The organism is Oceanobacillus sp. FSL K6-0251, from assembly GCF_038004725.1.
GTDB lineage: Bacteria > Bacillota > Bacilli > Bacillales > Amphibacillaceae > Oceanobacillus > Oceanobacillus oncorhynchi.
Genome location: NZ_JBBORS010000001.1, coordinates 4,046,951 through 4,068,443, shown reverse-complemented (window position 1 = coordinate 4,068,443; position 21,493 = coordinate 4,046,951). Strand labels below are relative to the sequence as shown.

Annotated in this window: 19 protein-coding genes; 17 read left to right on the top strand and 2 right to left on the bottom strand. The window is 36.8% G+C overall.

Annotated features, from left to right (window positions below):
• Positions 1–536: 536 nt before the first annotated feature.
• On the bottom strand, positions 537–2,021 hold the full coding sequence (locus tag MKY45_RS20005; protein WP_341173313.1) for a xylulokinase: 1,485 nt from the start codon (positions 2,019–2,021) through the stop codon (positions 537–539).
• Positions 2,022–2,630: 609 nt separating this feature from the next.
• On the opposite strand from MKY45_RS20005, the gene MKY45_RS20000 reads away from it, so the two are divergent.
• The 17 genes from MKY45_RS20000 to MKY45_RS19920 all read left to right on the top strand — a co-directional run bounded on the left by MKY45_RS20000 (position 2,631) and on the right by MKY45_RS19920 (position 20,480).
• Complete coding sequence (locus MKY45_RS20000) at positions 2,631–2,975, top strand: ArsR/SmtB family transcription factor (protein WP_256705137.1); 345 nt, start codon at positions 2,631–2,633, stop codon at positions 2,973–2,975.
• Positions 2,976–2,991: 16 nt separating this feature from the next.
• Positions 2,992–4,290 carry an arsenic transporter gene (locus MKY45_RS19995; RefSeq protein WP_341173312.1) on the top strand — a complete coding sequence of 433 codons (1,299 nt, stop codon included), beginning with the start codon at positions 2,992–2,994 and terminating at the stop codon, positions 4,288–4,290.
• Between the two features lie 14 nt (positions 4,291–4,304).
• Complete coding sequence (gene arsC, locus MKY45_RS19990) at positions 4,305–4,724, top strand: arsenate reductase (thioredoxin) (protein ID WP_256705135.1); 420 nt, start codon at positions 4,305–4,307, stop codon at positions 4,722–4,724.
• A 497-nt stretch (positions 4,725–5,221) separates the two neighbouring features.
• Positions 5,222–5,560: a hypothetical protein gene (locus MKY45_RS19985; RefSeq protein ID WP_256705134.1), complete on the top strand. Its 339-nt coding sequence runs from the start codon at positions 5,222–5,224 to the stop codon at positions 5,558–5,560.
• A 355-nt stretch (positions 5,561–5,915) separates the two neighbouring features.
• Positions 5,916–6,359 carry an SRPBCC family protein gene (locus MKY45_RS19980; RefSeq protein WP_212929062.1) on the top strand — a complete coding sequence of 148 codons (444 nt, stop codon included), beginning with the start codon at positions 5,916–5,918 and terminating at the stop codon, positions 6,357–6,359.
• Between the two features lie 375 nt (positions 6,360–6,734).
• Entirely contained in the window at positions 6,735–7,526 is a 792-nt protein-coding gene (locus MKY45_RS19975; protein ID WP_341173311.1) for a MerR family transcriptional regulator, read from the top strand.
• Positions 7,519–8,454, top strand: coding sequence for an ABC transporter ATP-binding protein (locus MKY45_RS19970; RefSeq protein ID WP_341173310.1), 936 nt, complete (start codon positions 7,519–7,521; stop codon positions 8,452–8,454). Before MKY45_RS19975 ends, MKY45_RS19970 begins: the two co-directional genes overlap by 8 nt.
• Positions 8,451–9,221, top strand: coding sequence for an ABC transporter permease (locus MKY45_RS19965; RefSeq protein WP_256705131.1), 771 nt, complete (start codon positions 8,451–8,453; stop codon positions 9,219–9,221). The genes MKY45_RS19970 and MKY45_RS19965 overlap by 4 nt, the downstream gene beginning before the upstream one ends.
• Positions 9,222–9,297: 76 nt before the next feature.
• Complete coding sequence (locus tag MKY45_RS19960; protein ID WP_256705130.1) at positions 9,298–10,377, top strand: hypothetical protein; 1,080 nt, start codon at positions 9,298–9,300, stop codon at positions 10,375–10,377.
• A gap of 256 nt (positions 10,378–10,633) precedes the next feature.
• The gene (ppsA, locus tag MKY45_RS19955) at positions 10,634–13,249 is read left to right on the top strand and encodes a phosphoenolpyruvate synthase (protein ID WP_341173309.1); all 2,616 of its coding nucleotides are present in this window, start codon (positions 10,634–10,636) and stop codon (positions 13,247–13,249) included.
• A 931-nt stretch (positions 13,250–14,180) separates the two neighbouring features.
• Entirely contained in the window at positions 14,181–15,155 is a 975-nt protein-coding gene (locus tag MKY45_RS19950; protein WP_256705128.1) for a LacI family DNA-binding transcriptional regulator, read from the top strand.
• 13 nt (positions 15,156–15,168) lie between these two features.
• Positions 15,169–16,056 carry a ribokinase gene (gene rbsK / locus MKY45_RS19945; protein ID WP_332094429.1) on the top strand — a complete coding sequence of 296 codons (888 nt, stop codon included), beginning with the start codon at positions 15,169–15,171 and terminating at the stop codon, positions 16,054–16,056.
• 156 nt (positions 16,057–16,212) lie between these two features.
• Entirely contained in the window at positions 16,213–17,133 is a 921-nt protein-coding gene (gene rihC / locus MKY45_RS19940; RefSeq protein WP_341173308.1) for a ribonucleoside hydrolase RihC, read from the top strand.
• A gap of 30 nt (positions 17,134–17,163) precedes the next feature.
• On the top strand, positions 17,164–18,585 hold the full coding sequence (dcuC, locus tag MKY45_RS19935; protein ID WP_256705125.1) for a C4-dicarboxylate transporter DcuC: 1,422 nt from the start codon (positions 17,164–17,166) through the stop codon (positions 18,583–18,585).
• Between the two features lie 924 nt (positions 18,586–19,509).
• On the top strand, positions 19,510–19,974 hold the full coding sequence (locus tag MKY45_RS19930; protein ID WP_289585038.1) for a YehR family lipoprotein: 465 nt from the start codon (positions 19,510–19,512) through the stop codon (positions 19,972–19,974).
• 51 nt (positions 19,975–20,025) lie between these two features.
• Positions 20,026–20,175 (top strand): hypothetical protein, encoded by a 150-nt coding sequence (locus tag MKY45_RS19925; protein ID WP_341173307.1) that lies wholly within the window; start codon positions 20,026–20,028, stop codon positions 20,173–20,175.
• A gap of 104 nt (positions 20,176–20,279) precedes the next feature.
• A complete protein-coding gene (locus MKY45_RS19920; protein ID WP_341173306.1) occupies positions 20,280–20,480 on the top strand; it encodes a hypothetical protein in 201 nt (66 codons plus the stop codon).
• A 141-nt stretch (positions 20,481–20,621) separates the two neighbouring features.
• Here MKY45_RS19920 and MKY45_RS19915 read toward each other — a convergent pair whose 3' ends face one another.
• Complete coding sequence (locus MKY45_RS19915; RefSeq protein WP_341173305.1) at positions 20,622–21,197, bottom strand: DUF4352 domain-containing protein; 576 nt, start codon at positions 21,195–21,197, stop codon at positions 20,622–20,624.
• Between the last annotated feature and the right edge of the window lie 296 nt (positions 21,198–21,493).

The window sequence follows — 21,493 nt, the reverse complement described above, 5'->3', positions numbered from 1 at the left end:
AGATACTAGGATTGGTTTTTTCATACTTGTAAATAGTTGAAATTTCTATTTAATGTAAAAACTTCTAATTACTATAAACGTTCAATAAAATTTTTAAATACACTAGTTTATAAGTTGTCTACAGTTGAATTAATATAAAAGAACTTCTAGGTTAGCATATCTTATGGAGATTATTCTTGCTACAATCACTGCTTTAGCTGGTGCCTTTATGTTAGCCAGCGCGGTAGAAGGATGGTTTTTGGCAACTATGTATTACTGAAGTTTTTTTAATTTGTGTTAGAGTCCAATTATTTTTTTAAAGTAAAGTGGTTGTCGATAATTGAAAAGATGGTGAAAATCATATAAGATGTTCTAAAATGCACAGAAGGGATTATTTTTTGTTGAATTATTATAATGTGGCTGTTACCAAATAATTCATTTAAGTTCAAAGAGATTACTATCCAAGAGGACAGCATGTAACGTAAAATCTAGTCAAGCGCTAATTTCTAATGAAGAAAATTCAACCTAAACAGCCACAAAACAGCCCCAAAGCACATTCACCTATACACCGACTGCAAAGCAGGATGTAATTTCTTAAAAGTCTCATATTGTGCTGCATAAACTGCTACTCTTTCTTGATTCGGCGTATAGTCTTTACTTGGGATGTTTCTGACAAACGTATTCACAAACTGCCGATAAGATTCACACCATCCCAGCTCGATAAAAGCTGTAGACGCCACCCCAATAGATGGCAGATACTCACTATTTAATGGAACTCGAATGGGATGGTTCATAATATCTGTCATCATTTGACACCAATGATTGCTCTTTGACACGCCGCCAATTAATGTAATCGTACGTTGATCCTTTAAATCATACATTTCTAATGTTTGTTTTAAGGAGAAAGTTACCCCCTCCAGAGCTGCACGTGCTAAATCTTTCCGCTCTGTATGCGGAGTGATTCCCCAATAGGCCCCTTTTGCCTGTGGGTCAATCATTGGGTTCCGCTCCCCGTTCAAATAAGGCAAAAATAATACACCGCCGCTGCCTGGCTCCGTTTGTTCGATTAACGTTTCAAACGTTTCATATTTATGTGCAACATGTTGGTCAATATACAATTGAGCTGCCCATTGGTGGACATTCCCCACATTAAGTAATGGTGCCACCGATATACGATGTGATTTTTCCACAAAAGCCAGATTAAAATGACTTTCTGATAAGGATTCTAACTGTCCTTTATTTCTTTCTACAATGGCTAGCCAGCCGGTTGTCCCCATATAAAAATAACAATCATTTTCATGAACTGCCCCAGCTCCGAGGGTGGTTGCTCCCGCATCTCCTGTTCCATTGATGACAATAGTAGATGTCGAAAATCCGGTGAGTTTACTAGCTTCTTCGGTGATTGTTCCTACGACACTATCTGCTTCTAGTAATTTAGGTAATTTTTCTTCGTTAATCCTGCAAGTTTGAGAGATTGTCTCGTTCCAGACACGATTTTTAAGATCCATCATTCCCGTAGTTGCTGCAGTTATTGGATCGGTGACTGCTTCATTCGTCAGTTTATAAATAACATAGTCCTTTGAACTAAATACAAATTTCTTTGTATTCTCATACTGGTTAGGGGAATGCTTTTCCAACCATTTTATTTTAGCCAGTGGTGTTGAGGCACTCACATTATTCCCTGTATGACTGCGAATTTCCGGACACTGCTTATGTACCCATTCCGCTTCTTTTCCAGCTCTCATGTCAGAGTATAAAATAGCGAGATACGTATCCGCTTCACTAATGGAAATGACATCTTCCATTTGACCAGAAAAGGTTATTGCCCGAACAGATTCAGGAGAAATGCCGTTTTTCCACCAAAGCGATGTAATCTGTATGACCGCTTTCCACCAATCTGCCGGTTGTTGTTCGATTAATCCCTCTTCAGATACAAAGGTTGTTAACTCAACCGAATGTTCTTCCATAAGCTGCACGTCTTTACCCACCAAAATTCCTTTTACTGCTGTTGTTCCAATATCAAAAACAGCTACATATGTCATATTACCCCTACTTTTCTATGATTGTTTTTATTCACCAATACATTGATATCATGCCGCTTCCTCTTGTAAAGCAGCAAGCCGGACGAATTCACTGCCCGCAACTGTCCCATCATGACCCTGCTGTAGAATACTTCTTAGATTATAAAGCTGCATGCAAATATGTATGAAACTATTATACATGATTTTTTAATGATTAATTGTCAGAAGACTCTGGAGTTATATTCGTAGAGAGCGGTCAAAGAATAATTTATTCTTGAATATTGTGTTATGTAGGCAAGTGAAAGGGTGGAGCGTCTTAAATTATGCAATTGCAGAACTAGTAATAGGAGCGGCACTTGAATGTAGGAGTTACTTATACACTCAAATTTTTGATTGGGGAGTCTATTCATTTATACTTTAGCAGCATTAAGCTACTACATATCTTTACTTTATTCTGAAGGCGTGGTTAAAAGATTAGAGGATAGATATTCCTAAAATAAATTGAAGAGAGCAGGTCATAGGGGATTGCTGTACGGATATTCAGCAACTGTGGAAAAAGTGTTTTTATTGTATATATAAGTGAATAGTTATATAATTATATAACATTAGGATAGTGAAAGGGGAATCTAGATGTTACAAACAACAATCAGCATGGAGAAGGCTGCCGGGATTTTAAAATTACTTGGTGATAAAACAAGGCTGACTATGTTGAAACTAATGGATGAACAGACTTGTTGTGTTTGTGAGTTCGTTGAAATATTTCAATCGAGCCAACCATCCATTAGCCAACATTTACGCAAACTGAAAGATTTGGAGTTAGTGAAGGAAGAAAGAAAAGGACAATGGATATTTTATTCGGTCAATAGTAAGAGTGAGTATTATTCATTCATCAAACCAATTTTGGATCAATTACCGAATCAAAATGATAAATTAAAAGAATTGGAAGAAAAAGGAATACGTATTTCTTGCTGTTAGGTTTGGAGGTTTTATTTTGTCAGCAACACTTCTACTCGCCATTTTAATATTTGTATTAACCCTCGTTCTGGTCATTTGTCAGCCGAAGAATTTAAATATCGGCTGGTCTGCCATGGGAGGAGCTGTTATTGCTTTACTCGCAGGAGTAGTGGGATTTAGTGATGTACTTGAAGTTATAGGCATCACATGGAATGCAACATTATCATTTGTCGCCATTATTCTTATTTCGTTAGTATTAGATGAAATTGGATTGTTTGAATGGGCAGCATTACATATGGCACGAATTGCAAAAGGGCATGGAATCAAGATGTTTGTCTATATCAGCATTTTGGGTGCGATTGTCGCAGCTTTATTTGCGAATGATGGTGCAGCACTTATTCTAACACCGATTGTACTTGCAATGGTACGTCACTTGAATTTTAAAGAAAAAATGATTTTTCCATTTATCATGGCAAGTGGGTTTATCGCTGATACAACATCCCTGCCGTTTATTGTTAGTAACTTAGTTAATATCGTTTCAGCCGATTTCTTTGGTATTGGATTTGTCGAATATGCTTCAAGAATGATTATTCCAAACTTATTTTCTTTAATCGCCACGATTTCGGTATTATTAATTTATTTTAGAAAAAACATCCCTAAAAATTATGATGTATCGAAATTAAGAACACCAAGTGAAGCGATTAAGGATTTAAAAATGTTTCGTCTATCCTGGTTTGTACTTGGTTTATTAGTAATTGGGTACTTTACGAGTGAATTTATCCATGTACCTGTTTCCATTATTGCTGGAATCATTGCGATTTCCTTTATCATCATGGCAAGACGCAGTACCGCTGTTAATACGAAAGAAGTGATGAAAGGTGCACCATGGAATATTGTATTCTTCTCTATTGGAATGTACGTGGTGGTCTACGGTTTAGGTAATGCTGGGCTTACTTCTGCACTTGCAAGTTTGATTCAAACAGTTGCTAATCAAGGATTGTTTGTTGCAACGGTTGGCATGGGATTTATTGCAGCCTTTCTGTCCTCTATCATGAATAATATGCCTACCGTAATGATTGACGCTTTAGCCATTGCGGAAACCAATACATCCGGTGTGTTACGAGAAGCACTTATTTATGCGAATGTAGTCGGTTCTGATTTAGGACCCAAAATTACACCGATTGGTTCTTTAGCAACATTAGTATGGTTATATGTCTTATCACAAAAAGGGGTTAAAATCTCATGGGGAACTTATTTTAAAACAGGGATTATTTTAACACTTCCCATCTTATTGATTACATTAGCAGGTTTATATTTAACATTGATTCTATTTTAAAAAGGAGAATGATTATGTCTAAAAAAACAATTTATTTCTTATGTACTGGAAACTCTTGCAGAAGTCAGATGGCTGAAGGCTGGGCGAAAAAACATCTTGGAGATGCTTGGGAAGTGAAAAGTGCGGGCATTGAGGCACATGGCTTAAATCCAAATGCAGTAAAAGCAATGCAAGAGGTCAATATTGATATTTCTAACCAAACATCCGATATGATTGATTCGGAAATCTTAAATAATGCGGACTTTGTCGTCACTTTATGCGGTGATGCTGCGGATAAATGTCCAATGACACCGCCACAAGTGAAACGTGATCATTGGGGTTTTGATGATCCAGCCAAAGCTCAAGGAAATGAAGAGGAAAAATGGGCTGTATTCCAAAACGTCCGTGATCAAATAGGAGAAAGAATTAAACGTTTTTCGGAAACAGGAGAATAAAATAATAATATCTGCGAAAATAAAACTAGAAAAGGTATAGTTCATTTCGAATTGTTCATCAATTAATGACAAAAGAAAACATTCTTCGATTAAAGCGATAGATGTATTGCTTTAATTCTGATAAATTTAATAGAGAACAAAAATAGAAAAGAGCGTTTACTATGTCGACGTAGGCTTTTTTAATTCCCCAGCATTAACATTCTCGATTGACTTCGGTTGAGCTACCGCACACGAATTAGGTGTGCGGGGAGTTAAAGAATTATTAAAAATAACTAGTAACCAAGATTTAGAAAAAATATAAAGACTATATATAAACACCAACTATGGCGAGGCAGTCCATAAAACAATTATGACTAATATTTTTTTCTAATATATTTGAAATACTTAATCAATCAACGAAGATATAGTATATAAGACAGACACATCATTTAAAGATAAATTTCTCGCTTTTTACGACTAAAAATAATAATGGTAATTACTTGTCTTGGAAGAAAAATGTGTTATCTACTATTAGCTTTGTCCAATCTCCTTTTCTGAAATTACGTATATTGAATACGAAAGGAGTGATAAAGCTATGTGTTATAATTATGATCCATGTAAAAAGAAACACGATAATCATTGTAAGTGCCGCTGTCACAAGAAGAAAGAGCGTCATCATGATTGGTGTTGGAGAAATGATTACTATGGTAACCAAGACCATGATAGATGCCGGAAAGATAATCGTTATGATAACCGAGACTATGATAGATATCAAGGAAATTACTATCGTAGCAAACGATGTAAGAAAAAATTCTGTCATTGCTGTAACAGGTATTATTAAAGATAAACAGTTGTGACCCTCTAAAAGTTATCATTTTAATTAGGCTGGTAATTGGCTGTATTATGTTCGGATTGGACTCCCCTTAATACAGCCAATTTTCTACCTATAACTTTTCAGCTACAATAAAGCTGCGAAATTCTATCCCTTTGGATTCTTTCTTGTCCAAAGGGACTTATTATGGTTAAAATAAGGGAGCTGACCAATAATTTGGCAATATTACCGAAAATGGATATGAAATATGTTGGTAAAATAAATAGAGATAGTGACAAGATATACTTATACTAACCGTTAATTTAGTAAAATAAGAAAGAGCCTCATAGGGTATAATGATAAAGAAATATTAAATCATTTGAAGGAGAGTTGATTTTATTATGGATACGCAAGTAACTACAAAACTTAAAATACATAAGCCGGCTAATGAGGTGTTCGAAGCTATCGTAGATCCTTTGAAAATCGGAAACTTCTGGTTCTCCTCAAGTTCCGAGAGATGGGAAGAAGGCAAGTCCATTACGTTGAGATATGATGAGTATGGAGCAGAAGGTAAAATAAATGTATTAACCATTGAGGAAAACAAGAAAATCAAATTTTCATGGGGCGAAGAAACCAATGAAGAAACAGTTGTTAGCCTTACCCTGAAAGAGTTTGAAAATACAAGTACCATTATTGAAGTGAACGAATCAGGTATTAATGAACATGATCCGGAAGCAGTAAACAAAATGCTGGGTCAAAAAGAAGGCTGGGTATATACGTTAACTTGTTTAAAGGGCTATTTGGAACATGGAATTCGTGATTTGAGAGCATCTTTAGTTCATTAGGTAGAAGCATCTTCTGTAATTATCTTGCCTTATGGAACGAATGGATGAATTAGCTTAAATTCCGTAAATTGTCATGATGCAAAGTTAAGAATTATCCGCTGATGCTGCGTGTGGATGGTTATGTTAGGTATCGTAAAATAAAAAAGAAACCTGGCCAAAAAACACGGAGGCAAGGTCAGCAGCAGAATAACCCCTTCCTGTTTTGAAATGCAGAGAAGGGGTTATTTTTTTGTTGGATTTTTTAAATGGGAATGTATTTTTGATTACAACATTTCGCTTAAACCGGTACATAATGAAAAAATAAAATAATTCCATTTTATCTGCTTGCAAATGACGTTGCGTAATGTGATTTAATATTAATTAGGAGGTGTATTCATGGAAAAGAAAAGGAAGTTTTCGATTGGCGAAATTTCCAAACTGACTGGTGTCACCGTCCGGACGTTACAATATTACGATAATATTCAATTGGTGCCATTACAAAAAAGCGAAACAAGCAGACGGAGATATTACACAGAATCAGACTTAACCAGGCTCCAACAGGTTCTGTTCTATAAATCATTAGGATTAAAAATCAAAGATATTACGAAGCTGTTAGAAGAAACCACAACTGCTGAGCAGCTTCGTCACGTATTAGAAAAACAGCGGGAAATTTTTTATTATAAGCTGCATGATATCAAAAGCAATATTGCGATGATTGAAGCGAGCTTGGCCGGGATTGAAAAAAATGATTCTCTTCCTTTAGGGAATTTGGTGCAATTAATTATCTCTTTAAACAAGGACACCGTTTATCAATATAAAGATGTTTCCTTTGATAAAAAATCAGAAGATACCTTTATAGAGCACTATCAGAACGAGGAAGCGATTTTAGAAGTATATTGGGACTGGAAAGCGCTGATATTAGAAGCGGTCGCGCACATACTGAATGCTATTCAGCCAGAGAGTGAGCAAGGACAAGATTTTGCTAAAAGGTGGATTGAGATGGTAGTAAATATTTCAGACGGGAGCCAGGATCTGCTTGATGTTTATAAAGATTCCTATAAAAATCGGGAGCAATGGCCAAAGGAGGATCGGCAGCTGATTGACTTTACCAATACGTTTATCGATAAGGCGGTAGAACACTATTTATCCTCAGGTAAGTCTGACGATGGGAGGAACCAAAATGATTGAAATGAAGCATTTAACCAAAACATTTAAGGATAAAATCTCCGTCAATCAATTATCACTGGTCATTCAGCCAGGTGTGGTGACAGGCTTTTTAGGTCCAAATGGTGCAGGGAAATCCACAACGATGAAAATGATTTTGGGACTGATAAACCCGAGCAGGGGCAGTGTAACGATTGATGGAAAGGCCTATAAAGATTTGAAGCTTCCTATTTCTAAAGTAGGAGCTTTAATTCATGGAGACGCAGTAAATCCAAAACTAACTGCCAAGCAGCATTTAGAAATCCTCGCTTCAGCTAGCGGTATTTCCAAAAAACGAATAGATAGCATACTGATGGAAACGGGATTGGAAAATGTAAAAGACAAACCAATCGGTACATTCTCCTTAGGAATGAAACAGCGCTTAGGAATTGCTGCTGCTCTTTTGGGAGATCCGGAAACAGTCATCTTAGATGAACCCTTTAACGGATTGGATGTAGACGGCATTCATTGGTTGCGTAAATTAGCAAAGAGGCTGGCAAGGGAAGGAAAAGCAGTACTTGTGTCCAGTCATCTCATGAGTGAAATGCAAATGATAGCGGATCGAATGATTATCCTAGCTCAAGGAAAATTAATTGCGGATATGACCATCGATGAATTAGCACAAAACAGCCTCGGCTCCTTTGTAAAAGTAAGCTGTGAAGATAATCATACATTACAGCGTTTATTAACTGCGAAAGGAGCAGAGGTGAAACAGGTAAAAAATGACGCGCTGCAGGTTTATCAATTAGATATAAAACAAATTGGATTAACAGCGAAGGAAGGACAGCTTGCTTTATACGAATTAACGAAGGTACAGCCTTCCTTGGAACAATTATTTGTAGAATTAACGGAAGGAAAAGCGGATTACGTTTCAACGGATAAGCTGATGACAGAAGGGAGGGAAAGCGAATGAGGAATATCATTCAAGCGGAATATAAAAAGATTTTCTTTCTTACCTTTTCCAAAGTCTTTTTGACTTTTACCATTGGAATCAGTTTATTGATAGGAGTTATCTTTGCTGTAACAACCAACGTCACACAGGGTACGGCAATTACAGATTTATCTGTTATGGAGGTTGTTTCCGCAAATATGCTAGGCGTGGATTTAGCCAGTATTTTGCTGATTATTTTCACTGCGTTAACGATATCGAGGGAATTCACCGCAGAAACCATTTACACTTCTTTAGCAGCCGTTCCGAATCGGAAAAAACTGTTTTTGGGAAAGTATCTCATCTTTTTTCTACTGTCCATAGCAATGAGCGTCTTAATCGTAGCACTCACTTACCTGTCCAGCCAACTCATTCTTATGGCAAATAACATGTCCTTTGCCAGCTTAGCAGATTCGGATATCCGGCAATTTGTTTTTGGAGTCTTGCTGATGCCAATATTTTATTGCCTGCTTACCGTTGCGGCAACGATTCTTTTCAAAAACAGCGGTGGAGGAATTGCATTTTCTATCATCATTTTGGCAATCCCGGCTCTGATTCAAATGTTTCCCGATTCGCTCCAAAAAATCTTTCTTCCGCTTTTGCCTCAATCGGCAATACACAGTTTATCTGGTACAGCTGGAGCAGAATCGTTTGAAGCAACCGATGCGATTACCAGTATGGGCATATTGATTATCTGGTTAGTCATAACATCTGTCATAGCTATCTTTTCATTTCAGAAAAGGGATTTTTAATCTATTCTAGTAATAGGAAGAAATAATTTTTCATATAGATTATCATTCATAAAACTTATTTAACATGGAGAGAACAATGAATATAAAGAAGATATATCAACTTTTATTAAATTTGCTGCTTGTATTCTTTTTGATATTTTTGCTTTCTGTAGAGCAATTAAACTTATATGCAGTCATCTATGCTGTGGTGACGGTGCTTCTGATTGCCCATCTTTGGTTATCGCAGAATAAAAAAACAACAAAAATCATTTTGACAATTATTTATTTACTCATTATGTCTGCGCAACAGGTGTTTAATACCTTATTTGTATTTTCCGGTATCGATACAGGCATGGTATTTCTAATAAAGAAAATGATTGCGGTTATTTTTATGCTGGTTCCTTTTTTTGTTTTGTATTTTAATTATCTGTATACGATACAAAACGTCTTTTCCCAATCTGTAAAGGACGCCACTGCAATCAGTTTTAACACGATGAAAGAAATGCAAAAAAGTACAGTCAGCTTGGGGAATAAATTAAAGAAAGGCAGAAATTCCTTATCCCGGGAAAACCTAAATGAAATCATGGAGGATATTCCCAGGCACAGCTATACGAAATATTTAAATAAAAATACCTTAACCGATGCCTTCTTTGCGGAATGTCAGCGGAGTTTAGCTGATGAACATTTGTATATTGTCATTTCAAGTACCGGAAGTCCTGCAAGTGAACTGATCTCTGTCTTTACACAAAAAGTTTATAATCATGTTTCACTTAGCTTTGACAGAGACTTAAAAACGATTGTGAGTTATAACGGCGGAGAAAAAGTTTCCCCACCCGGCCTGAACCAAGAACAGTTAGTACAATTTCACAAAAAGGACGATGCGGAAATATTAGTCTACAGCCTGGAGGCTTCAAAGGCACAAAAAGAAATAATTATGGATAAAGTAAAGGAAATTAATGGAACAGGCAGTGCGTATAATTTTGTCGGGCTGGTTACCAAATTCTCTATCCGTCCAAATATTATGTTTTGTTCCCAGTTTGTCTATAATATGCTGAAAATAGCCGGCTTGGAGTATTTTCAGAGCCCTGCCACTAAAATAAAGCCGACCGACTTAGTGGAAAAAGATTATTATAGAAAATTGGCATTTTGTTATCGAATTAAATTTAATGAGTTGTGAAATGTTTGGTTGATTACTGAATCACAGGTTAGAAGAAAAAATGTATAACTATATGTATTGCAGATTAAAAAGGGTATGAGCTGCTGTACGTGGAGAAAATCAGGTGATTAGGTTAAGGTCTGGCTACCTTTCGAAAATGGAACGCTAGCTCTTTCTAGTTTAATTATAGCATATACAAAAAAGTAAATATAGACTGTTTATTCCCAGTTACTACTGCTAAAATCAATAGAACCATAGCGAATAGGAGAGATGTAGAATGCGTTCTTTGGTTATCGGTTTTCAGGAAATGGACAAAACACAGCTTATGAACGTTGGAGGCAAGGGGCTAAATTTAGGGGAATTATCAAAAATTCCAGGGATAAAGGTGCCGGAAGGATTTTGTATCACGACAGCTGGATATCAAAAAGCCATCCAAAAAAATGGTCGATTTAAAGAATTACTGCACCAGTTAGCAAGATTAAATGCAGCGGATCGAGACCAAATTGGTGAACTCTGCAAAAAGATACGGCAAACCATTATAGAAGCAGAAATCCCTTCTGATATGGTGCAGGAGGTTACCAGCAAACTCTCTAAATTTGGTGATAGACATGCTTATGCTGTTCGTTCCAGTGCCACTGCTGAGGATTTGCCTTATGCTTCCTTTGCCGGTCAGCAAGACACGTATTTAAATATCATCGGAAAAGAAGCTATCTTACAGCATATCCGAAAATGCTGGGCTTCCTTATTTACGGATCGTGCAGTGATCTACCGGATACAAAATGGATTTGCTCACAATCAAGTTTATTTATCTGTTATCATTCAAAGAATGGTGTTCCCGCAGGCTTCAGGTATTTTATTTACGGCAGATCCCATCTCCTCCAACCGAAAACTGCTATCGATTGATGCTGGTTTTGGGCTAGGAGAAGCGCTGGTTTCCGGCTTGACATCAGCTGATTGCTATAAAGTAGAAGAAGGGAAAATTATAGATAAGATGATAGCCGATAAAAAATTAGCTATCTATAGACGAAAAGATGGAGGGACAAATACACATCAGCTGAATCCGGAACAACAAAAGGCTCAAACACTTACAGATCAACAAATTTTACAGCTGGCCAGTATCGGACGTGAAATTGAAGCTTCCTTTGGAATGCCGCAAGATATTGAATGGTGTTTGGTTGATGATACATTTTATATTGTCCAGAGTCGTCCTATTACGACGTTATATCCCGTCCCTGAAGTGCATGATGCAGAAAAACATGTTTATGTATCTGTCGGCCATCAACAAATGATGACGGATCCTATGAAGCCATTAGGAATTTCCTTCTGGCTGTCAACAACTCCAGCACCAATGCATCAAGCTGGCGGGAGATTATTTGTTGATATTGCACCGCGACTAGCTACACCTGACAGCAGACAAACGCTGATAGAAACCCTTGGAGAGTCTGATCCGCTGATAAAAGATGCCTTAATGACTATTATTGATCGGGGAGATTTTAGCAAACCTTTGCCAAATGGCGATCATGAACCAACATTCACCAATCGTGATAAAGCGATGGATTCGATTGGTTTTCAATCACAAATTGAAAATGACTCCACGATTGTCTCTGACTTAATCAAAAGCAATCAAGCATCTGTAGATGAATTAAAACAGAATATCCAAGCCTATTCAGGAGCGGATTTGTTTGATTTTATTCTGGAAGACCTTCAGCGATTAAAGGAAATCTTATTTGATCCGCAAAGCTCGAAAGTAATCATGACTGCTTTAGAGGCTCCTGTATGGATTAATAAAAAAATGGAGAAATGGCTGGGAGAAAAGAACGTGGCAGATATACTGTCGCAATCTGCACCAAACAATATTACTTCAGAGATGGGACTGGAATTATTAGATGTGGCAGATGTCATTCGCCCTTACCCGGGAGTAATTGCGTATTTACAAGGCGTTAAAGAGGATGATTTTCTAGATAAATTGACCGAATTTGAAGGTGGCCCAGAGGCTCAACATGCCATTTATGCTTATCTGAACAAATATGGTATGCGCTGTGCCGGGGAAATCGATATTACAAAAACGCGTTGGAGTGAAAAACCGTCTATACTTGTCCCAATGATTCTCAATAATATTAAAAACTTTGAAGCTGGTGCCAGCAAAACAAAATTTGAGCAAGGACGGCAAAATGCTTTCAAAAAAGAACAAAAGCTTCTTGGACGCTTGGAGCAATTACCCGATGGGAGGCAAAAAGCGAAAGAAATGAAGCGGGTAATTCGTTTAATGCGGAATGTTATTGGTTATCGGGAATATCCGAAATATGGCTTTATTAGTCGTTATTTCATTTATAAACAAGCTTTGCTAAAAGAAGCTGAACGGCTCGTACAAGCGGATATTATTTATGAAAAAGAAGATATATACTACCTCACTTTGGAAGAACTTCATGAAGCTGTACGAACAAACAACTTGGATTATCAGATTATCAGTGAACGGAAAAAAGCATATAAATCATACGAAAAAATGACTCCGCCACGTGTGATGACATCAGATGGTGAGATCATTACAGGTGATTATAAAAGAAAAAATCTCCCTGCCGAGGCAATAGTAGGTTTGCCTGTTTCTTCAGGAGTTGTAGAAGGAAAAGCACGTGTTATTTTAAATATGGAAGAAGCCAACTTGGAAGAAGGAGATATTTTAGTTACGCCCTTTACCGATCCCAGCTGGACACCATTGTTTGTTTCCATTAAAGGACTCGTTACAGAAGTTGGCGGGCTGATGACACATGGAGCCGTTATTGCAAGAGAATACGGTCTTCCAGGAGTGGTTGGTGTAGAAAATGCAACGAAGCGGATTAAGAATGGGCAACGAATTCGTGTGCATGGAACAGAAGGGTATATTGAAATATTGTAATTGTTGAGGATGTTATAGTAGAGAGTTGTTTTAAGGATTTGTGCTCAACTTAACATTTTATGGTGGTTGGATACTGTTTGACAAAGTCGAAATTACTTTATGTAGCACTATGACGCAAAGTATAAAAGCATGAAAAGGGGTAGTAGTTATGTGAAAAAGCGGTTGATAAATGCCTTTTCTGTACAATACGAAGGGGGCAATTCTTTAATAAGGCGTATCCCATGTTTATTTTGCTAATCAGCAGTTTATTGAAAATCACTATTAATCCTATATACTAATAAAGTCTAGATTGAGCCCCTTTAGATATGATTATCTAAAAGGGGTTTTTATGTCTGTACTCTTTTGAACCTGGCAGGATTTTGAAGAATAAAATAAATCAAAAGAACAAAAAGCTAAAGCGAAAAAAAGGAAGTGTAAACTAAATTCCCCTTGCAGTTCTTTTTTGGGAGCGGGTTGGTTATTATTTGCACGAACGCTTACCGGACTTGCAACTGCAAGTTGAGTTGCCTTTACTGCCTTATATCCGATTTATTTTTCAGAGGATGAAGTCCATGTTGCAATGGGAAGCATTTCTTTTACTTTAATATTTGCTCAATTTCTTGGGATGCTCTTTAGTGGTTTGATTATAGAAGGTTGGGGATGAAGAGCTCCTTTTTGGATGGGGGGAACCTATCAATCTTTTTTCGATATTTATAATCATTTAATGAACCATCAGCAAGAGGAAACAGAATCGCTGGATAGTTTTGTTATTTGTGCGAGGCAGTAAGAAATTAGTTGTAATGGAGAGATATACCCAGTAAAATATTAAAAATAAAAATCATTGACATTGAAATGAAATCGTTTTACAATGTTATGTAACGGGTTACATAAATCCGTTTTAAATTTACATTAATATGTAACGGGTTACATATTTGATAGAAGGAGGAATGTTATGGCGACTATCCGAGAGGTTGCAAAGCTTGCCGGTGTATCTGTTGCTACTGTCTCCCGTGTTATGAATAAAAATGGATATATCAATGAAAAAACAAAAGAAAAAGTAGAAGCTGCAATTAAAGAATTAGATTATCGTCCAAATGATGTAGCCAGGACTCTTTTTAAAGGGACATCTAAAATGATTGCATTATTTGTACCGGATATTATGAACCCATTCTTTCCTGAGCTGGCGCGTGCGGTGGAGGATACTGCAAATAAGTCAGGCAATACTTTTATTCTTTGTAATACGGACAACAATCGGGAGAAGGAAATGAAATACCTGCATGCCCTGCTGCAAAAAACAATTGGCGGCGTGGTAATGGTTTCAAGCTCCATTCCTTTAGAAACGCTGAATAAAGTAAACGTTCCAATTGTTGCGTTAGACAGAGAAATTATGGATGTGATTTCTGTTACGGTTAATAACCGGACAGGTGCGGTAGAAGCAGTGCGGCATCTGCAGAAGTCAGGCTGTAAAAGGATTGCACATATAAGTGGACCGGAAGATACAACAAGTGCAGTAGAACGTAAAAAAGGGTATTTGGAAGCAGTGGAACAAGAGAATTGGTTTTCAGAAGATTTTATTACCTCGGGAGAATATACCTTCGAGGATGCCTATCATGCAGCAAAGAACTTAATAAAAAAACACCCTGAAATTGATGGTATTTTTGCTGCGAATGATTTAATGGGGGTAGGTGTTTTAAAGGCTGCTGAAGCTTTGAACCTGCGTGTTCCAGAAGATTTATCTGTTATTGGATTTGATGGGATTGAATTAGGAAAAATTACAACACCGGCACTGACAACAATGGGGCAGCCTATCTATGAAATTGGGCAGCGGGCTGCTGAAATAATTATTGACCGGATGGAAAATAAGCAGAAGGAAATTACTTCTGAACAATACACTGTTCAATTAATCAAAAGACAATCAACAAAGTAAGGGAATGAATTGTATGAAAAAAAATCCAAGTGTCTGTGTTGTTGGAAGTATCAATATGGATATGGTAACAACAACGAATAAAGTGCCTGAACAGGGAGAAACGGTTCTTGGTGAATCGTTTACAACCTATCCCGGCGGTAAGGGAGCAAATCAGGCAATTGCAGCAGCCAGGCTGGGAGCAGAGGTTGTTATGGTTGGAGCTGTTGGTGATGACTCATTCGGAAAAATTTTAAAAGAACGATTTCGTGATGAAGGCGCTAATGCGGAAGCAATTATAACAGTTCCTCATGAATCAACCGGTGCAGCAACTATTGTTCTTTCTGATGGGGATAATCGAATTATTGTTGCTCCAGGAGCAAATAAATATGTAACACCGGAACTGGTGAAAGATAAACAGGAAATTATTCTTTCCTGCGATATCATATTAATGCAATTTGAGATACCGAAGGAAACAATTGAGTACACGATAGAGCTTGCTTATAAACATGGAATTCCTGTTGTTATTAATCCAGCCCCATATAACAAGATTCTGGAGAACGTTGCAGAAAAAGCAGCGTTTATTACACCGAACGAATCAGAGCATTCGGCAATGAAGCAATCCATAGATACTTTATCTATAAAAAAGAAGATTATAGAGACAAAAGGAGAGCACGGTGTTGCCTTCACCTTCCCGGATGGGAAAGAGAAGACAATTTCTTCTTTTCAGACAAAGGTAAAGGATACTACTGGAGCAGGAGATACCTTTAACGGGGCCTTTGTAACGGAATATGCAAAAGAAAAAGATATAGAGAAAGCAATTGAATTTGCGAATGCCGCAGCCTCTTTAGCTGTAGAGAAAATTGGAGCTCAGGAAGGAATGCCGACAAGAGCAGAGGTTATCAAAAGAATGAAGAATCAATAAAGCAGCAAGGTTTTCTCTCAGGTAAGAACAGTATTTATACAGAAGAAAGATGCAGGCAGCTGTTAAGCCGAGAGAGAAGACGTCCTGCTTAATATAAAAATTTATTTATAAAATATTGAACAAAATTCAACTTAGAAAAATATTGGAGGAATTGTCATGAATAAGAAGCCAGTTATTATTGATACAGATCCAGGAATTGATGATGCAGTTGCACTAGGAATTGCTTTATACAGTGAAGAACTCGATGTCCGCTTAATTACAACGGTAAATGGAAACGTCAGCTTAGAAAAAGTTACGTATAACATGCTCCGGTTAATGAAATTCTTTAATAAGCAGATTCCTATTGCCAAAGGTGCTGCAATACCATTAATCGTTGATCCAGTTGATGCCAGTGATATTCACGGAGAGACAGGCATGGATGGTTATGATTTTGAAGAAGCAGATGAAAGCCTTCTTTTAGATGAACATGCTGTAACTGCAATGAAGAGAGAGATTCTAACAAGCGATGAACCAGTGACACTTGTACCGATTGGTCCATTAACAAATATTGCATTGTTATTTAGAACTTATCCGGAAGTGAAGCAGAACATTAAGGAAATTGTCATGATGGGAGGATCAACAGGCAGAGGGAATTCTTCGGTAATGGCAGAATTTAATATTTATGCAGATCCAGAAGCTGCTAAAATCGTTTTTGCAAGCGGTGTCCCTATTGCTATGGCTGGATTGGATGTTGGTCTAAAAGCACTTGTTTATCCGGAAGACAGCGAAGTTTTAAAAGATATGAATAAGACAGGAAATATGATTTATCATTTGTTTAAAAAATACCGGGGTGGAAGCTTCAATCATGGTTTGAAAATGTATGACAGCTGTGCAGTTGCTTATTTGCTAAAACCCGACCTGTTTGAAGTAGCACATTCTTATGTCGATGTTGAATTAGATGGTGCTTTAACAAAAGGAACAACCGTTGTCGATTTAAAAGGAAAAATGAATAAAACGCCAAATGTAAACGTTTGTGTTGATATTGATGCGAAAGAATTTAAAAAATGGTTTATGGAAAGCATTCAAAAATGTAATTAAGCATTAACCATTCTTCGGAGGGAAGACATCATGTTAGATAATCTTATTATGTACGGTTCCGCTGTTTTAGCCGTTGTCGTTATTGTCTATATGCTGATCAAGAAAATGGATATTAAAATTGCCTTATTTTTAATGGGGATTGTTCTGCTTTTGATTAGTTTAGCAATGGGAAAAGATATTGTATTTCAGGACTTTCAGTCAACCGGCTCAGCCCTGCTCGATCCATTACAGGTAATTGTTGAACAGTTCAAAGCAACACTGAGCTCAGCTGGATTAATTATTCTTATTCTTGGAGGATATACCGCTTATATGTCTTCCATTGGTGCGAATGATTTAACAGTTCAAGTATTGACAAAACCTATTAATAAAGTAAAGTCAGTTTATTTTCTAGTTCCACTTACATTTTTGCTTGGAAACGTTTTATCTTTGGTTATTCCTAGTGCGTCGACCTTAGCAATTCTGCTTCTTGCAACCTTGTATCCTGTTTTAAAACAAGCGGGGATGTCTACATTAAGTATTGGTGCTGTTATTGCCACCTCAGCAACGATTGTACCCACACCGCTGGGCAGTGATAACGTTGCTATTGCAGAGGAACTTGCTAAATATCCTATGTTTAATGATATGACAGTAACACAATATGTATTTAGCTATCACGCGCTTGTATCGATTCCTACCATTTTATTTATCGCATTGGTTCACTATTTCTGGCAAAAACGAATGGATAAAAAAATGACGGCAGCGGAGTCGGAGGAACAGGTGGAATTAAAAGATATTGAAAAGGTAGAGGGTAGTAAACTTTATAAAACAGTTTATTCAATTCTTCCAGTATTTCCGATTATTATTTTACTCGTTTCTTTTATTGTTGAAATGACAACTTCAGCTACGATAGCTGTTAATGTAGAAATTGCTGTGTTAATTTCATTTATCCTGGCAATTGTCTGTGAATTGATTCGTCATCGTAAGGCGAAAGAGGTCTTTGCAAGCACAGAGAAATTCTTTACAGGAATGGGTAATATGCTCCCAGTAGTAGCATTACTGGTTGCTGCTTCTGTCTTTGTTGCAGGTTTACAATCGATTGGTTTGATTGACACATTGCAGGAAACAATGCAAAGTACACATGGCGAAGGAAACGGATTTATTCTGCCGCTTATTTTAGTGGCTGTCACAGCGTTAATAGTCCTGTTGAGCGGAAGCGGCATTGCCTTATTCTTTGCAATGGTTCCGCTGGTTGTACCACTTGCCGAGGCAGCAGGTATCAGCCCAATTGCTATCAGTGTTCCAATGGGAATGGCAGGAAACTTATTCCGAGCCGTATCCCCTGTAGCTGCTGTTATCTTAATTGTAGCTGGAACGTTAAAATTAAATCCAATTCATATTATTAAGCGTACTTCTGTACCGATGATATCAGGTGTTATATTTATGTTTGTGCTATCTATGATTCTTTTCTTGTAAATGTATAAAATGAAGCTTGCTTCTGCTAGAGTTTTTACGGACGCTTATTTGTGATGAAATTTTAAAAGGAGCTGTTAGCAAATGCATAATATGCATTTTGCGACAGCTCCGATTTTTATGTCTGCACTCTTTTGAACTTGGTAGGCTTTTGAAGAATAAAATGTAAGTTTGTTCAGAAATTCATGCCTAAAAAGAGGGAAGAGTAAATTTATTAATGAAGAGATTTAAAAATGAGTTAATTGAACAAGTTAAAGTTCCAGTATAGTTAAGTACCTGGGGAGAACAATATGGTATTATTAAATTAAGATTCTATAAGAGGCCTCTCTACATAGACTCTTTTTATCATGTTTTCAAATCCTCCGTTATAAATAATCGCCATACAAGAATCCATAAACACGAAATCAAAACAAAAATAAATATTACAATTCCTTTACTTTCTTTTATGAAGTAGGTAAAAAGAGGTGAAAAGAGCACTTTTCAATGATAGCTAAGAAATGAATAAGATAAGGAAGTTTCTTAATTATTTTAAATATAGAACTCAAAATTAGGGAAAAGGTCATAACACAAAAAGGGGACAAGCCAGTTCGAATTAGGACTAAGTGATATTCGGCCTATTGTAAAATGATTTATAAATACATAATATTATGAAATAACATGAAAGCCTGTTATTTGAAAACTTCATAAGAAAGGAAGCGCACATATGAAAAAACGGTTATTCATCTATTTGGTTTTACTGAATTAGTATGACAAGAATTGCTTGTAATTCAGATGAAAAAAGCTCCGAACCAACTTGCCTTGTCTCTGCAGAGGAAGCTTCCCCTGAGATGCAAGTAATGCGGATCAGGGAAAAATATTGGACCGGATCTAAGTAAGGTAATGGAACCATGTAAAAAATATAAATTTGTGATGGATGGGAGAAAAAACATGATTAAACAAAAAACTTTTAGAATCATTGGAATGCTGGCTTTGCTTGTGGCATTAGCTGGACTCATGGCTTGTAACTCGGAAGAAACGGTCACACTCCAAAGTGAACAAAACGGAGTTATTATGAAAATTACATATGTAGCCGAGGGTGACGAAGTAATAGAACAATCTACCGAAAGTGAAATACCCTATTCTTCTTTAATGGTAACAACAAAAGAAGAGGCTCAAGCTATTCTCGACCCCATTGTTGCCGAAATCCAAGGAACAGAAGGACTTGAACATAATATTGATTATCAAGATGATAAAGCCATTGAAACAATGACAATCGATTACACGACAGCTGATCTTTCTGAAATATCAGCACTGCCTGGTTCTACCTTTGAAGGAGAAGAGGGTGCTGATACGGTCAGTTTGGAACAGTCTGTAGAAATGATGGAGAGCCAAGGCTTTGAAGTCGTAGAATAAAATTGCTTAATAGAGGAGGCCGTACCTGCGTTATGTGAGGGTGCGGTCGTTTTGTTTACATTACAAGAAGGTACCATTCTTAGACTTTATTTATTATGGACGATTCTGGAGTGGTTTTTTATTGCTCTTATCGCTCGTATGAGTAATAAAAGTTATGCAGGAAGAGAGAAGCTTCGGCATGATATGAATCAAGGCGCCTAAGCTGTAAACGAATTAAAGTAACAAAATTTGATGAAATATGTTGATATAACAAATTTATCAATAACCTATCAAAAATGAAATAATAAACAAAGGAGAAATCTATAATGACCAACATGATTGCCTATCTTTTTGGCAGACTTCTAGGAGCGTTTTTACTTTCTTTCATACTTACTGGGATTTGGGGTCTGCTTTACCGTATCATTAAGAAAAAATCTATGCCGAAGTTTTGGTTGAAGCTCTTTATTATTGCTGGCATTCTTACAATCATTTCGATGGTAGGGGCAATGAATCAACAGAATATGTAAGATATAGATACTCCAAATATGGACTTATTTCTGAATAGGGATCTTTCTCTATTTTTAAAAAGATGTCATTCACAAAAAATCCCTGGCACGATGCCTCACGCCAGGGTTTGGATTGATGATGGGTTTAATTGGTTATTTATCTTATTGATTAGGGTTAGGCAATTCGAAATGTGTTTCTTCATCTGACATCATTTCAAATTTTAATAAAAAGGTATCGGCATAATCTACTCTTTCTACGTACACTAACGGTCCTGTTATTTCTTCTCCCGGAGCTAATTCTTCATCTGCTTCCGGAAAAAATTCATTATAAGATATTTCCCCGCCATCTTCATCTATTGCTGATAAGTTGGCAGAATACATATCATGAGGCACATAAGCTTCATCACTTATATTTTTGAATGTAACGTCTGCCACGGCCAGCTTAAAATCATCATCAGAAGTAGACATGACATCTTCCATTGGCTTCCCATTTGCTTCTTCAGCAAAGTAAAAATCGTTTACCGTTACCTCATAATCAAATTCGTATAAATCGCTGGTAATTACTGCTGTATCACCGATGCTGTATACCTCTTTTTCTTCTTCTGAAGTATCTGTATCTTTTTCGCTCTCTGCTGTTTCGTTGTTTTCTTCTTCAGTATTTTCTCCAGTATCGCTGTCACTGGTGCATGCAGCCAATAATAAACTTAAAAATAATGCTGCCAGTAATAATTTTTTCAACGGGTTGTTCCTCCCAAATTTATTTTTTATAAAATTAATACTAGCAAAATAGTGTTCTATATTCCATTGTTATTTTTCAAATTTAGTCATTTTTTCTGTTGAAGAGGCTTTGCCACTTCCTTTCTATTTAAATGAAATAGAGAAATGAGGCAGGGGGTGCCTCTAGAAAGTTTCTATATTTTTATTTAATTTTTTTCTGAGGTTTAAGAAACAAATTGTTTGAACAAGGTAGGTAAATTTATTGTCGAAAAAACAATATAAGGGGTCGATTTAACTATTTTTCAAAGTTTAGAAAC